This window comes from Providencia sp. PROV040 (genome assembly GCF_032706145.1).
Lineage (GTDB): Bacteria > Pseudomonadota > Gammaproteobacteria > Enterobacterales > Enterobacteriaceae > Providencia > Providencia hangzhouensis.
Genome location: NZ_CP120530.1, coordinates 1073682 through 1087215, shown reverse-complemented (window position 1 = coordinate 1087215; position 13534 = coordinate 1073682). Strand labels below are relative to the sequence as shown.

Sequence of the window (13534 nt, the reverse complement as noted above, 5' to 3'; positions counted from 1 at the left end):
GAACAAGCCCTCACGGGAAAGATGTCAGTCGTTAATCGTTAAGGATTATCCGGCATGACATCCGGGTTAATGGCACCGCTCAGCTGAGCCTGTGCAAGTAAGGCATCGCTGTCACTGACATACGGGGATGCCGGCAGATAACAGGATGCATTCAGTTTATCCAGGTGGTACTTATCCACCAGACGGTTGACCACCGATACCGGCGATATCCCGAGTTCAATCATCCGGGACACCTCAGCATCATCGGACAATCCGGTATCACTCAGCGTAATGCCGTAATGCACTTGCAGTAACTGATGTACCAGTAACTGAAAGCGGATAATGGTCATTTTGTTCATCGCAGTCTCCTACGCGGCCTGTCGGGATGCGGCCACATTCAGTAAAAACTCACAGGCCTGGCGGGCCTGCCCGGCGGCCCGGAACAACGCTTTTTTGTCCGATTTCAGTACCCGCAGCCAGCTGTCAAGATAGCTTTCATGGTTCACTTCTCCCTCGACGCTTAACTGCGCACAAAGAAAAGCGCTGCCCATTTCCGCAACCAGCTCCTCAAAACTGTACAGCGGGTCACCAAACTTCAGGGACGATGAGGTGATGCCTTCACGGGCCAGCCTGGACGGATGACCGGTACTGTGCACCAACTCATGCAGTAAGGTGGCCTGGTAATCGGCATTCCGGTCAAACTGTGACGACAGCGGCATCACAATCCGGTCCTGTGACGGACTGTAATACGCCCGGTTCTGCGCCGCACTGGTCACCTTCACGCCGCTGGCATTCAGGATATCCAGCACCCGGTGCGTGGCCGGCAGGGTTATCCCTGCTGTCTCCTCTCCGGGTAGTCGCCGGTTTTCGTAAAAATGCGCCGGCAGGTCATCACACTGGGCTATGTTAAATAACGGATTCGCCTTTATCATCGGCACCTCCGTCATCACCACCTCACCGTGTTCATCCCGCAGCAGCTCACCGTGACGGTCTTTTGCCGGCACCTTCACCGGTTTGAATATCACAGTATTCGTCGCCATTTCGCCTTTACGGACATGGCCACCCAGTTGCTGTGCCTGACGGTAAGTCAGCCAGATATCGTAACCAAAGCCCTGCTCCGCCGCCGACAACCATAACAGCAGCACATTTATCCCCTGGTAGGAATGACCGGTCAGGGCGTTCACCGGAAAACCGGTGCCTGTCCCTTCCGACGGCCGCCATGGTCGTTTCCACGGACGGGTGCCTTTTTCCAGCGCGGCCACAATACGGTCAGTCACTTCCTGATAAATATCGCGAACCGGCTTATCCGCTGCCGGACGGCGTTTACGGTCAGATTTTTTCATCGGAATACCCTCAATAAAAAAGGTGTATCCCGTCCTGACGGTGAGATACACCATCAGGTGAAAAAACAATATGGTTAATTTTCAACCGGCGTTTCCAGTGGAAACACTGATTAAAATGTGTTCAGTGCTTCCCGGGGAAACACCTTACCTGATTACCACCAGGCCACAAAAAACAGTGACTCTGCGTCAAAGTCAAACGTCTCCGTTATCTCTGACAGCCAGCGTCTGACGCCTTCCACATCAGCCCAGTACGCCTCATCATAAGCCGTTGAACCAAAGAAAAAGCCCTCAGTGGTCGGGAACCGTGTCTGACAGTTTTCCGGTGTCAGTGCCTGCAAGTCCTGCTGTAAAGCCCGCAGATGGGCCTCTGTCACCAGCACCTTTTCACAGTTCTCAAAAGCCCCGATATGGTCATGCACCCACTTAAACAGCGCATTAACCTTACGGAAATACCCGACTTCAATATCGCCGTCGCTGTCCGCTTCTGCGTAACGTGAGGCGGGTATCCGGCTTTTGTCTGTACCACGCTTTTCACTGGCATAAAAGTAAATATCGAGTCCCTTCTGCTCAGCATCTCTGACACACGATAACGCACACGCCAGCGTGTCCCAGTTGATCCCCAGCTCCGCATCAAAATGATGTGCAACATGCGTTAATGTTGCCCGTGTCTCTGCCGGACAAGCCGTTTCATCAACATAGGTAACATCATCGGGGAACCACATCTCACACAAGACGAATGCCTCCGGATTGCAGCGGGATAAATCCGCTATCAGTTCCCGTATCGTACAGGCTCTGGCCATTATCCTGCCTCCGGTAAACCTATCCCTTCCGGTAACGTCAGGATAAGATAAGGAAATACCTGACTGACATAGTCCAGCACCGGCTGCCAGTCCCGGATATCCCCGTCAGAAGAGACCGAAAAATATCCCGGGCACAGGTTGTACAACAACAGTAATGCCGCGACTACAAACACGTCATAGGGTTTGTATGCTGTCTTGCAGAAATCCCAGTAGTCCTCTACGGGGATTTCGCGCTGAACAATAAACGTCTCATGATTCATGTCATCAGCCGCATTACCGTTAAAACAAAGCGCCTCACCGTCGTCGGTGAATAATGAGCCATCATTCAGCCGTTTTTCCTCCAGGCCATCACACAACACAATAGGTTTATCTGGGTATCCGCCGCAAATCTGCTCTGCGGATATGGGATTGGCCAGATAGTGGTGATAGAGCTTGTCCAGATGTTCACGGAAGTTCTGCCACATCAGGGGGTCAACGCTTTGTTTTTGTGTAAAATAATGTGTATATCCCATGTGATAAATCCTCATTCTGATTAAAAAAATGGCGGATTCATCTCCTGACGGAAATCAATCCGCCGGGCGGGGTCATAACAAAAAGTCAATGGTGCTATCAGTACAACAAATCAGCGACACCAGGCATAACGCACCTGTGCCAGCTGGTATGTCAGTGCAAATCCGGCACGGGAGGCCGCTTTTATGGAACAAAATGTCCTGCTGTCCAGCGAGGTTATCAACGAATGAAAGCGGTATTCTTTCGAATGCGCGCCCAGACGTACAGTAATGCGGATCCTGAACTGCCGGGGATTCACTTTCACCACCGTCGCACGGTAAGCGCGCCGGCCGGTTCGGTTACTTATCCACGGTAATTCACCGGGTATCCCTGACGAAACAAACGGTATACGGTCATAAAAACGGTACAGCCGTTGCATGATCAGACTCAGAAATGAAAACGGTTTGTTTTCTGGCAGTAAAACAGACATGTGTGTTTCTCCGGTAAAAAAAGACGGAGAAACGTCCACCTGACGGGGAGTTTCCCCGTCGGGTAGGTAAGTAAAAAAAGAATGAATGCCGGCAAATCAGTCGCTCAGTTCGATACCGACAAGGTATTCATCAGCCATCTCCATTGCCATCCATTCACTGACGGTCTCATCCAAGCCGGCTTCACAGCCTTTCTGCCAGATCACTGCATCAATCCGCTGACCGATATCCGGTAAACGGCGAAGCAGACATGCCGGCCAGGGTCTCATCAGACCATCCGCACGCCACAGTAATAATCTGCCGTAAGCAAATCCGGCATCATAAAGCGTACACTTCATCAGCGAAATGGAATGAGGGCGGTTTTGCTCACCGGCATACCTTTCAGCCAGTTTCAAATCAGCCTCAACATTTCGCAGTGTCCGGGCTTCCTCAACCAGCCACATCAGCCATTCCCAACTCCGGGAATAGCGACAGACGTGATCGGCCACAAAGAACAGTCCGCGGGTAATGCCATAAATCATGGTTATCAAACCTGATCAGTAAATGGAAGCAGCCCCATTTCAGGGTAGCTGACTGACACCTGTGAGTCCGTTAAATCAGTCGGTTACATGCTTTTCATTTTCGTGTTGCAGGCAGCAGCGGTAACCCCAGCGCCAGGCTTCATTCCAGATTTCCGGATCGAGCCGCTCAGCGATGACTGTCAGCCGGTGAAGCAAAAATGCGGGGGCACCGGTTTGCGAGTCCATAGTAAATCAGGGCGCCAAAACGAAATGCCGTTGTATACAAATCAAGCTCAATAAACGGCAGTTCTCTGTAATCTCCGCTCTGATACATCCGTTTTTCGTCCAAACGTATCACCTCCAGTTCTTCTGCGGTGATTTTCAGCATCCGGGCATCATTAGCAACGGCCTTCAGTTGCTGAGAAACACGGGAATGCGGAAATAAATAACTGGCAATACCAGACATTACGTGGGCAACACCATAATTCAATGTAAAAAGAGTCATAAGGGCTATCCTCAGATAAGGGAATACAGCCCTCACGGGATGTTTTCCCGTATGGGTCATAAAATCAGTGAATGTCCGCCGTTAAGCACCAAACATCAGCGCTTCAACCGGATCTTCAAACTGTGCATTTTTGATCGCATCGTTGTAGATACGGCGAAAGTCAGACGCATAAGGCGTTTGCTCAGCCGCTTTCCAGACAGCGCGGACCATTTTCTCAAGATGTGGACGGGTAAAATCAGCCTCCACAGATAACGCGCCCAGTTGCTCTGCAACGGCACTGATTATCCAGAAGTTTGGCGGAAAATTATCTTCGTCCGGGTGCTCGCCAATATCCAGACGGACAAAAGCAAGAACCATGTCGAGCTCACCTGAGAGGTGATGCAGTTGCGTGAGAGAGTGCAGATCGTCAAAAAAAGACGATTCCGGAAATGTAGATACCTTCATTGAATTTCTCCTGAAAAAACGGAGAAATTCCCTGATGACGGGTGATTTCCCCGTCAGCGGGCAGGTTATATGAAGCGTTGCGTAAAAATAATCCTGATGATAACGCTATTCTGTTATCACCCTCCGTCGATTTCAAGGACGAACGGAGTTCTGTCATCGCCCGTAGGCTCCCGTCTCAGATGACCCGAGGATTGGCAGTGGCAATCACCCGTAGGCGTTCCTCTCAGATTGCCGGAACATTGGCATTGTTGTCACCCGTAGGCGCTTCTCTCAGACAACCGAAGCATTGGCAAGTTGCATTACGCAACGAGATAAGCAGATTCATTTTTAGCCGTTTTTTTATCTTTGTCAATCCTGCCCATTCAGGATTTTTACCACTTCTCTGATCACCCGTACTCCCCCTTTACGGGTAATATGTATTCCATCATCAGTTCGTACAGTTTCATTATGAATAACAGATTGCCATTGCGTTCCTAATATATGAGGCTGATTAATATCCAGATAATGAATATTTAATAACATCGCACTGTGTTTAATTATATGCCGGGTATGTATTAAATAACGTTCATGTTCCGGATTTTTTAAATGTGGTGGAGATATCCAGACAATTGTCGCTAACGGATTTTCACTTTGAATTTCAGCAATGAATTGAAATACCAGACTGTAATATTTCAGCCATTCATCCGAACCATATTGAACAAAATCATTTGTTCCGAGACTAATAATCACATTATCAAACTCCCGCAAATCGAAATTATTCACGAAAGCGATCCAATCTTTTTTACTTTTATTTATTAACCCCGAACCGGAAACATATTCTGTTTTTATTTTTTCATCCAAAACATATTTTGCTGACATTTCATAAACAGCCGTTAATGAATCACCTAAAAATAACGTCTTCGCCATTAACGGAAAACAAAAAGCAAAATTAATAAACAAAATAATTAAACAGACTTTCATTTTTATCTTATTCCTCAATATCTCCTTTCTGACTATAAACCCGTTTAATATAATCGCCACGACCGTCACCATGCCCTAAATCCATGGAGGTTAATGCATAGGCTTCCTTTTGACTGAATCCCTGACTGAGATAATATTTTTCAACATCCTGAGCATAGGCATACCGTAAACCATGATTTGATTCTTCGTGAATAAATCCGCCTATCCGTCGCATCACATTAATATAACGATCTTTGGCAGAATGTAATGACGGACGATTAATTAAATAACCGTTATGTTTATCCGCATATTCAATGGCTTTATTAATTAATGTTAATACACGGGCTTTATCCGGCACTAATGCTTCACGGGGTCTGCCTCCTTTTGTCCCAAAAACCACATGAACGCGATCTTTACCGTTTTTAAGCGCCTGTTGCCAGGTCCGTAATGATTTTACTGACTGCACGGCTTCTTCATTTCTCAATCCCAGACTACGGGATAACTGCATAGTTAATGCCACCCCCTGATCATAAGGCTCAATCCGAGCGAGCGCTTCGTGAAAGCGCTCGTCCGATATCGCGGTACGGGTGCCAGCCCTGCTGGCACCTGAAAGCCCCAGCGCCTCATTACTGAGGCGCTCATGTTTAGGGTCAGCCAGTTTATGACGTCCGGCAACACGAAATATCGCCCGGATAGCCGACATTTCGTTTTGACAGCTGCGTAAACTGATATTCTGTTCTCTGCGGGCATGGATATACATTTCAATATAGCGGGATTTCAGTTGCTCAACAGATCGTATCTGAATATTCAACCCGGCCAGCTCTGCCGCAACCCGTTCTGCAATTTTGACCCGGTCTGCAATGGTTTTAAAGCTCCCTCCGGCCTGACGTGCAAGGATATGCATTTCACGGGACAGGGCTTTTGCTCTTCTGGACATTCTCTGATTCTCCGCCTCTTTCGCTCTCAACTGGTTACCTTTTCCCGGCGCGACGGTTTTATATTGCGCATCCTGCGACCTGACAGATACCTGAGCACCGGGGCGATAAAAGGTTGAGTTGTTGAGAGGTATCAAATCAGTTCTCTGAACTGTTTGCGGTCATCAGACCGGCCCCCGTTATCAGGGCACCTCCGTCCGTCAGTTTCCTGACGTCGCCTTGGTATCGTGTCGTTTTTTCTCCTTTTTTCATAATGTTATACGTTTTTATCATCATATAAACGTTGAGCGTTGAAAGACTTTCAGCCGTTCTGAGCAATGCATTACATGTCTGTCAGATTGTCAGTTTTGCTGTAAGACCAGTATTGAAGCGTTCTGAGCGTATGCACTTGCGTGCGTCACTTTGTCTTCGTTTCACTTGACGAAAGTGACGCACGCCCATCATTCTGCTGCTCAATGTATTGCTCCGAAGATGCCGCTTTCCAAAGCTGCGCAATGGAAACGCGTCATACCGGGCATACAAAGGTTGCAGAAAGCAGGACGTATTCGTCAGAACACATCAGAAGAGGCAGATACACGTTATCGCATACTCTGCTTTTTTGTGGATATCCGGGTGACCGGATAGCTGTGACATGGTCACTGAAGTGCAGTTAATCCTGATGATAACGCTATTCTGTTATCACCCTCCGTCGATTTCAAGGACGAACGGAGTTCTGTCATCGCCCGTAGGCCCTCGTCTCAGATGACCCGAGGATTGGCAGTGGCAATCACCCGTAGGCGTTCCTCTCAGATTGCCGGATTGGCATTGTTGTCACCCGTAGGCGCTTCTCTCAGACAACCGAAGCATTGGCAATGTTGCATTAAGCAACGGTGTAACGTGGTAAATTTAATCAAACTTTCTTTTTTCGTCAATACCCGATAAAGAAAAAGGAGAATATTTTACATCCTCCTTTTTCTCTTTATTAAATATCCCCTTGTTGGTTCTTCATCGTATTAATAATCAATGCCATCTTTAATCACGAAAACTCAACAATCAGATATGTTTTTATTTGGATTTATCATAAACATCCCAAACAGGCGGTTTATTTTTCATAGAGTCAACAGAAACACGTAAGAAGGGCATATTAGTTTTAAATGTTAAAATAAAATCCAAGGACATTCTATTACAAACAGAAAAAAAACGTTTTTGTTCTTCATCAGTAAAATTTTTTTGTTTTGGGAATATAAATAAACTCCCTAAACTAACCTGACAATGTATATAACATTTCTCACCAAACCAGCTCACTAACTTATCATGATATTTTTTTCAGTAATCGTAGTCAAATATTCTTTTCTGTAAAATTTAATACCTCTCTCGATCATTAACCAAAAGAAACTTTCTTTATTCTCAGAATAAAAATTATTACAATCCCCATTACCTTCCAAAGCATCATTGTCATTTTTTTTATTATATAAACATCCTTTGTTACCATTTAATGTTGTTTTTCTCCTTGAGTATTGCTTCCTTATTTTACTGAACCAACCCCTCCTCCTCCACAAATATCCCGCCCCTATTAAGACCACAAACCAAAAAATAAAATTCATATTATCATCTCCTATATACAAGGACTCGGATACATATTAAAAACTTACTTAAACTGACATAAAAAATCAAATTCAATAAATCCATCCAGATGAAAGAATAAGATTTTTATATGAAGGCAACAAAAAAGTTATACACATACCCACCGCCACCATCAGGGCCGATGCCCTGTACGCTCCCGTTTACCCGATTGCTTGTTGGCATCGGGTTGCACTGGCTTGGTGACCGTGGATATGTGCATAACTCACAAGATGTAGACAATGATTAAAAATCGACCTAAAATTGTATTAACGATAGACGACAAGCATGAGATAAATCAGACTCACTGATTACCGGAGGGGGAAATGAGTGATAAAACAGCCGCTTCCAGAGGAGAACGCTGGGGCATAAAAGCAGCTTATAAAGCAAAATGGCTAATCAAAAAATTGAAGGCTTTCGATAAGAACTGTGTGGCAAGCGCCAAAAGCAAAAATATGCCGGGTTGGCTGGGGCATATTCCACTGGTATCTATAACTCTCGCAGTCATCGCGTTACTGGCTTATTTCAGTTTGTACATCCTATTTACCTTTGGAGCGTTGGTGATTTTATTTTCTGTAATAGAACACATTGATATTTCTTCAGGAAATAACATTCAATCCACTGATAACAATAATGAATGGCAATCCAATCTCGTTGGCAATAGTGACGACTTTAGAAATGGCAACCAAGGTTTTGGATATTATATGAACGGAATAAATATTGACGAAGATTAGCCAGCCACAAAACTAAATTTTGCAGCTGGCTTCAAAATATTATTAGTTAACTTTTTTAGAAATAGCTTGTTCTGCTAACTGTCCTCCTTTCCCCCCGCACTATGCGCAGGTGAAGTCGCGTTAGATGTCATATTACCTAGCTCGGACCCAACTTTAGCTCCAGCCCAACCAAATGCTGTCAACCACAACGCCGGCAACACCAAAAACATCGTTCCCATTACCAGGTTCATAATGACATCATCAGACGTGTTCTGAAGCCCGTTCATATTCCACTGACTGTGCGTATCGGAATTATACAGTGCCTCCATCATCCAGCTGTCTATCCAGCGTGCCAGCTCCCACCAGAATGTCAGAAAGTTCAGCGCAAATATCACAAACGTCACCGTTATCGCCGTCTTAAATTCATACGCCGAAAACATCAGCACCATCGGGATCATGATATACACCGCCATTAACATCAGCCCCTGCACCATCGGTAAGGACTGTCGCATCGTATCAAAGGCAGGGAATGCCCCCAGTGACGCCAGCGAAGTCCCGGCTACCCCTCCCATTCTGGCCAGCTCATTCATCACCGTCATATCCGCATTACCCCCGTATCCCCGGTATACCCGGCCGCCGGAGACATCCAGATTCGCCGGACTCACCAGCCGGCGGACGATGGCCTCCTCAAACTCTTTCGAGTTTTTATTAATCAGCTTCATCGCCGCCCGGGCACGCAGCCACATCCCTTCATCGGTCTGCTCTTTGACAAGTTTCAGTAACCCTGCATTCGCATCATTCCACCACTGATAACAGGTCGGGTAACCGTTGCCGTTGACATTCGCATACCCGTCATCCCGGTCGGCATCCCAGGGAAAGCCCGCCCGCGGTGTCCGTGACTGGATCTGATGATATTCCCCTTTCATAAAGGTGGCCGAGCCTATCCAGGTGATATCCTGTAACGTTTTTTCATCCTGTGTTTTTCCCTGATCTTTCGCTTTCCAGTCATACAGGGCACGTGAGTAACAGTCATCCGTAAAATCCTGAAGTGCGGCAGCCAGCGCCGGATTTTTAATGTTGCTGTGCTGCACCTCAAAACGCACCTGACGCAAATCCGGCCGGCACGGAATGCTGGCCACCGCCGCCTGAGTCACCCCTTTCGACAGCTTATGTACCAGCATCCACCACAGCGGGATTTTGGCTGTCTGATTATCCAGTGACGACACCACGCCGCTGTAACCGGATTCCGCCGGCTTCACCGGGGTCCAGGTGCCGCAGGTTTTGGTCCGGCTGGTATCAAATTGCAGGGTACTGACACTCACCTCCATCAACGGCACACAACAAAACAGGATCACCACAAAGGCGCCGTAAAGCGCGTTCTCGATACGCACAATTGCCAGTGAACCTTTGTTACCCTCATCCTCCCCCTCTTCCCGCACTTTCAGCCAGATCCCCAGCACTTTAAAGACCAGCGGCAGCGCAAACAGCCCGGTGCTGGTCAGTACCGACCACAATCCGTTATTCACCACCCAGGCCAGCAGCGTGAGAAAATACTCGAGATAACTGTTTGTCATCATAAGCCGTCACCTCCCGCCCAGACTGACCATTCACTCACCGCCACAAAGGCGGCCATCGCCAGCCCGCTGCGCTTCAGACTGCGCCGGGCCGTCTCACTGACTTTCGGGTGGTGATACAGTTTCCATAATCCAACCGCCACGGCTCCGTACAACACACACCGCCAGACCAGCCAGAACCAGCGGGCACGGTAAAACGCCCGGCGCAGACTGTCCGCCTCACCGTAATAACTCAGCCCCAGCTGAGCCACCGCCAGCAACACCACCATACTGAGCAGGGTCAGCCCGGTTACTTTCAGCACCGGCCATAACCGGCGCCCGGTTTTTCCTTTCGTCATTTAACGTCCTCCGGTGTCACTGTTTTGCTCCAGTCCCTGTACACGCACATCCGTATTATCTGGGGTCTGGGTGGCAGGGTTCACCTGTGTCCGTTGCTGATCACGCTCAATCACCGTCAGCATCGCGTTATTGGCAATGGATTTACGCACTTCCATTTCCGTTTGCAGCATCCCGATTTCGCGATCCAGCTGGTCAACCGACTGGTTACCGATCTCCTGGGCTTTCGGAAAATTACCGGCATTCGGCTCCCCCTGGCCGGTGATCAGCATCCGGCGCATCGTCAGCGCCAGCTCCATCGTGTCCGCCATCGCCAGCTCACCGGCCAGACGCTGTGTTAATGCCGTTTTATCCGGATCCCGGCGCAGCGCTTCAATCACCCCCCGGGAGACCGTCAGGCTGCCGGTTTTCAGTTTCGCCAACTCTGCCGCCCCGACCGCGCCCCGGCTGTTCACCAGTTTATGCAGCTGTTCCAAATTTTCCCGGGTGGTGGTCTCCAGCACCGGTGCCAGCCCGGTTCCTGGCTGGGAACTGCCCGGTTGCTCCGCCTCACCGCCGCTCTGACAATCCGCCGGATTGGTGCAGGTGCGGACCGATTTGCTGCCCAGCACCTGTGTGACCACCTGAGCGGCTTCCTCACTGTTGGCAAAGCGCCTGCAAGCGGCTCCGTTACACTGGCCGGCCGGCACCGGGGCCGTACTGGTTGCCGGCAGACCGTTCATGATATTAAAGCCGGCCTGTGCAAAATCCTGCGCCGGCTGAATCGCAGGCTGACCAACCCCACCGCGCTGTTTCCCGCCTATCCATACAACCCCTTTATCGCCACTGCTTTGCTGAATTTGCTGGTCAGTTTTTACCGCATCCCCGTCACTGTTATTGATGATATTCTTTGCTTCTTCGAGGATCGCCGCCTGCGTCCACTGATTATTTTCTGAAAAGTCCATCATCCGTTTAGCCATGTTCTGACAGTTCAGCTGCGCCTTATCAAACGCCACATTAGCCTGCAACACCCCGTTGGTCAGCATTTCATACAGGCCGGGATTCGCCCGCTGGATAGCCATCGCCGGCAGACTGGCCACCGCCCCGGTGGCATTCTGGATCACCTCACTCATCAGATTCTTAAAGCCGGCCGTCACCCCGTTCAGCTGGTTGCCCACCGTGGTTTTGATATCAAAATTGCCGCACATCAGATCACTGTTCCAGCCCATGCTCATCCCCAGACGTTGCAGATTACTGCGCCCCGGCGGCTGGGATAACACCGTGCCGCCGCCCAGGTTGTAGTACAGTTTGTCGGAGACCGCGCCGGAAACATTTGCGCCGTAGCCGATATCATTCGCACCGGCAGAAAAATCCAGCCCGGCCCGGACAGAAAATGCCGGTACACTGCATAACACCATCAGTGTCAGCGCCGGCGGAAAAAACGTGTGTCGTTTTGCTTTCATCATCTTAAAATCCCTGCTTAAAACGTTGTGCTGTACAGAAATTTTTGCCCCATGCGCTTGCAGCAGCTGTACGGCTGCCACAATGCCCAGGCATAATTACCGTCCTGTGCCTGTGCTCCGCCCTCATCCGGAAACACCGCACAGCTGTTTTTCAGCCCCGGCGACAGGCGCTGCCATTTATGGTTTTTTGTCCCGGTATTCTCCGTCACCGCGTCCGGCGGCCAATAGCCATCCCGGCGGTTGCCTTTCAGGGGCACATAGGTATGCGCCTGCCCGGTGCGGGTCATAATATCTGCCACGCGCTGCGCCACCACAGCCGCCGCTTTATCCCCGTCCTGCTGGTTGACAAAACCGCTGCGCGGATAGAGATTTCCCCACATGTTGCCCCGGCTCTGCCCCCCGATTTCCCGTTTCCCGGGAATTATCGCTTCCGGATACGCCATTTCCGGCACACCGAGCCGCCACGGCACACTGTCGAGCGTGCTCAGGTAATAAGGAAACAGCGGTGTGGCTGCGCTGTCACAGGAATACCCCGGAATACTGCCGCCGATAAGGGTGGTTGCCGGATGACCGATAGCATCCGCATAAAAAAAGTGCAGGGCGGTTTTACGTTTTGCCTCAAACTTCTGTTCACTGTTTCCGCCCCCGGCAGATACCCCGCTCAGCACGCCGGTCACGGCATTTTCAATCCCGCCGGCCGCCCCGCTGACCAGTGACATTTCCCGCCACGGGTTTTCACCCGGGGCATGGTAGGCCGAGACCACCGCCTGCGGAATAAAATGTGACACCCGGACAGATGTCCGGATACGGCAGCCGCCCCAGCCACACTTCAGCCAGTAGCAAATCCCGCTGATACGCCAGCTGATACACGACGGTGAGGCCGCAGAAGCGACCAGAGTGGCGGTACTCAGACTGGCTTCCGCCACCGGCACCAGTGAACAACCGAGTAACAAAGCCCCCGCCAGACGCCGGCGATGTGATTGTCGGGTCATGGTTGACCTCCTCCTTCCTGTTGTTCCCGGTACTGCTGTATCTGCGTCACCGCCTGTGCAATATCGGTGGTGCCGTAAACCACCCACTGCGCATCAACGACGACCGCCGGCAGAGATGACACCCCCAGCTGCCAGGCCTGAACCACGCCCTGATAAGCCTGCCGTAATGCCGTTTCTCTGGCCTGCCAGGCCGGACTTTGTAACAGGGCGGTGATGTGCGGGGCATCCGCTTCACTCAGTTCCGTCCCCGGCTGAAGCAGGGCCTCATCCAGCAGGCGTTCAGGCGCATCCAGATACACCACCTCAAACGGGATGTCCGTCTGCGGCAGAGCGTCATCCTGCGTGGTATACAGCACCACTGCCGCCCCGGCGGTCAACGGCAGGCATGACAGCGACAGCATCAGCAATCCGGAAAGAGATAAAAATCGTTTTTTCATTCGGTCAGTCCTCACAAAC

At 49.9% G+C, this 13534-nt stretch carries 18 protein-coding genes; 1 reads left to right on the top strand and 17 read right to left on the bottom strand.

Translation table 11 applies throughout. From position 1 onward, the window contains the following. Positions 1–38: 38 nt before the first annotated feature. From P3L40_RS04850 to P3L40_RS04795, 12 genes are all read right to left on the bottom strand, one after another. Positions 39–338 carry a TA system toxin CbtA family protein gene (locus P3L40_RS04850; protein ID WP_001038587.1) on the bottom strand — a complete coding sequence of 100 codons (300 nt, stop codon included), beginning with the start codon at positions 336–338 and terminating at the stop codon, positions 39–41. Between the two features lie 9 nt (positions 339–347). Beyond that, positions 348–1322 carry an ArdC family protein gene (locus P3L40_RS04845; RefSeq protein ID WP_012368428.1) on the bottom strand — a complete coding sequence of 325 codons (975 nt, stop codon included), beginning with the start codon at positions 1320–1322 and terminating at the stop codon, positions 348–350. 152 nt (positions 1323–1474) lie between these two features. After that, positions 1475–2122 (bottom strand): hypothetical protein, encoded by a 648-nt coding sequence (locus tag P3L40_RS04840; RefSeq protein ID WP_004239680.1) that lies wholly within the window; start codon positions 2120–2122, stop codon positions 1475–1477. After that, positions 2122–2634: a hypothetical protein gene (locus tag P3L40_RS04835; RefSeq protein ID WP_000542402.1), complete on the bottom strand. Its 513-nt coding sequence runs from the start codon at positions 2632–2634 to the stop codon at positions 2122–2124. Before P3L40_RS04835 ends, P3L40_RS04840 begins: the two co-directional genes overlap by 1 nt. A 110-nt stretch (positions 2635–2744) precedes the next feature. Beyond that, positions 2745–3101, bottom strand: coding sequence for a hypothetical protein (locus tag P3L40_RS04830; protein WP_004239684.1), 357 nt, complete (start codon positions 3099–3101; stop codon positions 2745–2747). Between the two features lie 96 nt (positions 3102–3197). Then, entirely contained in the window at positions 3198–3368 is a 171-nt protein-coding gene (locus P3L40_RS04825) for a hypothetical protein (RefSeq protein WP_223302951.1), read from the bottom strand. A gap of 418 nt (positions 3369–3786) precedes the next feature. Then, positions 3787–4104: a hypothetical protein gene (locus P3L40_RS04820; protein WP_000171971.1), complete on the bottom strand. Its 318-nt coding sequence runs from the start codon at positions 4102–4104 to the stop codon at positions 3787–3789. 81 nt (positions 4105–4185) lie between these two features. Then, positions 4186–4548 carry a hypothetical protein gene (locus tag P3L40_RS04815; RefSeq protein WP_004245735.1) on the bottom strand — a complete coding sequence of 121 codons (363 nt, stop codon included), beginning with the start codon at positions 4546–4548 and terminating at the stop codon, positions 4186–4188. Between the two features lie 348 nt (positions 4549–4896). Beyond that, positions 4897–5508: an SGNH/GDSL hydrolase family protein gene (locus tag P3L40_RS04810; protein ID WP_000861660.1), complete on the bottom strand. Its 612-nt coding sequence runs from the start codon at positions 5506–5508 to the stop codon at positions 4897–4899. A 7-nt stretch (positions 5509–5515) separates the two neighbouring features. After that, complete coding sequence (locus P3L40_RS04805; protein ID WP_004239692.1) at positions 5516–6424, bottom strand: integrase domain-containing protein; 909 nt, start codon at positions 6422–6424, stop codon at positions 5516–5518. Between the two features lie 1042 nt (positions 6425–7466). After that, positions 7467–7706, bottom strand: coding sequence for a hypothetical protein (locus P3L40_RS04800; RefSeq protein ID WP_004245739.1), 240 nt, complete (start codon positions 7704–7706; stop codon positions 7467–7469). Continuing rightward, the gene (locus P3L40_RS04795) at positions 7706–8005 is read right to left on the bottom strand and encodes a hypothetical protein (RefSeq protein WP_004245740.1); all 300 of its coding nucleotides are present in this window, start codon (positions 8003–8005) and stop codon (positions 7706–7708) included. The genes P3L40_RS04800 and P3L40_RS04795 overlap by 1 nt, the downstream gene beginning before the upstream one ends. A 342-nt stretch (positions 8006–8347) precedes the next feature. Here P3L40_RS04795 and P3L40_RS04790 point away from each other — a divergent pair, with 342 nt between their 5' ends. Beyond that, positions 8348–8755, top strand: coding sequence for a DUF3742 family protein (locus P3L40_RS04790; RefSeq protein ID WP_004239694.1), 408 nt, complete (start codon positions 8348–8350; stop codon positions 8753–8755). 74 nt (positions 8756–8829) lie between these two features. Here the strand turns inward: P3L40_RS04790 and P3L40_RS04785 are convergent, their stop codons facing one another. The 5 genes from P3L40_RS04785 to P3L40_RS04765 are packed head-to-tail and all read right to left on the bottom strand — an operon-like array spanning position 8830 to position 13515. Beyond that, entirely contained in the window at positions 8830–10311 is a 1482-nt protein-coding gene (locus tag P3L40_RS04785) for a conjugal transfer protein TraG N-terminal domain-containing protein (RefSeq protein WP_115240228.1), read from the bottom strand. Further along, complete coding sequence (locus P3L40_RS04780) at positions 10308–10646, bottom strand: hypothetical protein (protein WP_000160224.1); 339 nt, start codon at positions 10644–10646, stop codon at positions 10308–10310. The genes P3L40_RS04785 and P3L40_RS04780 overlap by 4 nt, the downstream gene beginning before the upstream one ends. Further along, positions 10647–12089, bottom strand: a complete 1443-nt coding sequence (locus tag P3L40_RS04775; RefSeq protein ID WP_004239696.1) for an integrating conjugative element protein — start codon at positions 12087–12089, stop codon at positions 10647–10649. A 14-nt stretch (positions 12090–12103) separates the two neighbouring features. Next, positions 12104–13078 carry a TIGR03756 family integrating conjugative element protein gene (locus P3L40_RS04770; RefSeq protein ID WP_012368435.1) on the bottom strand — a complete coding sequence of 325 codons (975 nt, stop codon included), beginning with the start codon at positions 13076–13078 and terminating at the stop codon, positions 12104–12106. Next, entirely contained in the window at positions 13075–13515 is a 441-nt protein-coding gene (locus tag P3L40_RS04765; RefSeq protein WP_004239699.1) for a TIGR03757 family integrating conjugative element protein, read from the bottom strand. Before P3L40_RS04765 ends, P3L40_RS04770 begins: the two co-directional genes overlap by 4 nt. Positions 13516–13534 lie beyond the last annotated feature (19 nt).

Excerpts from the sequence above, each read along its gene's own strand:
- P3L40_RS04850 (WP_001038587.1), bottom strand. The coding sequence starts at position 338 with ATGAACAAAATGACCATTATCCGCTTTCAGTTACTGGTACATCAGTTA.
- P3L40_RS04845 (WP_012368428.1), bottom strand. The coding sequence starts at position 1,322 with ATGAAAAAATCTGACCGTAAACGCCGTCCGGCAGCGGATAAGCCGGTT.
- P3L40_RS04840 (WP_004239680.1), bottom strand. The coding sequence starts at position 2,122 with ATGGCCAGAGCCTGTACGATACGGGAACTGATAGCGGATTTATCCCGC.
- P3L40_RS04835 (WP_000542402.1), bottom strand. The coding sequence starts at position 2,634 with ATGGGATATACACATTATTTTACACAAAAACAAAGCGTTGACCCCCTG.
- P3L40_RS04830 (WP_004239684.1), bottom strand. The coding sequence starts at position 3,101 with ATGTCTGTTTTACTGCCAGAAAACAAACCGTTTTCATTTCTGAGTCTG.
- P3L40_RS04825 (WP_223302951.1), bottom strand. The coding sequence starts at position 3,368 with ATGAGACCCTGGCCGGCATGTCTGCTTCGCCGTTTACCGGATATCGGT.
- P3L40_RS04820 (WP_000171971.1), bottom strand. The coding sequence starts at position 4,104 with ATGACTCTTTTTACATTGAATTATGGTGTTGCCCACGTAATGTCTGGT.
- P3L40_RS04815 (WP_004245735.1), bottom strand. The coding sequence starts at position 4,548 with ATGAAGGTATCTACATTTCCGGAATCGTCTTTTTTTGACGATCTGCAC.
- P3L40_RS04810 (WP_000861660.1), bottom strand. The coding sequence starts at position 5,508 with ATGAAAGTCTGTTTAATTATTTTGTTTATTAATTTTGCTTTTTGTTTT.
- P3L40_RS04805 (WP_004239692.1), bottom strand. The coding sequence starts at position 6,424 with ATGTCCAGAAGAGCAAAAGCCCTGTCCCGTGAAATGCATATCCTTGCA.
- P3L40_RS04795 (WP_004245740.1), bottom strand. The coding sequence starts at position 8,005 with ATGAATTTTATTTTTTGGTTTGTGGTCTTAATAGGGGCGGGATATTTG.
- P3L40_RS04790 (WP_004239694.1), top strand. The coding sequence starts at position 8,348 with ATGAGTGATAAAACAGCCGCTTCCAGAGGAGAACGCTGGGGCATAAAA.
- P3L40_RS04785 (WP_115240228.1), bottom strand. The coding sequence starts at position 10,311 with ATGATGACAAACAGTTATCTCGAGTATTTTCTCACGCTGCTGGCCTGG.
- P3L40_RS04780 (WP_000160224.1), bottom strand. The coding sequence starts at position 10,646 with ATGACGAAAGGAAAAACCGGGCGCCGGTTATGGCCGGTGCTGAAAGTA.
- P3L40_RS04775 (WP_004239696.1), bottom strand. The coding sequence starts at position 12,089 with ATGATGAAAGCAAAACGACACACGTTTTTTCCGCCGGCGCTGACACTG.
- P3L40_RS04770 (WP_012368435.1), bottom strand. The coding sequence starts at position 13,078 with ATGACCCGACAATCACATCGCCGGCGTCTGGCGGGGGCTTTGTTACTC.
- P3L40_RS04765 (WP_004239699.1), bottom strand. The coding sequence starts at position 13,515 with ATGAAAAAACGATTTTTATCTCTTTCCGGATTGCTGATGCTGTCGCTG.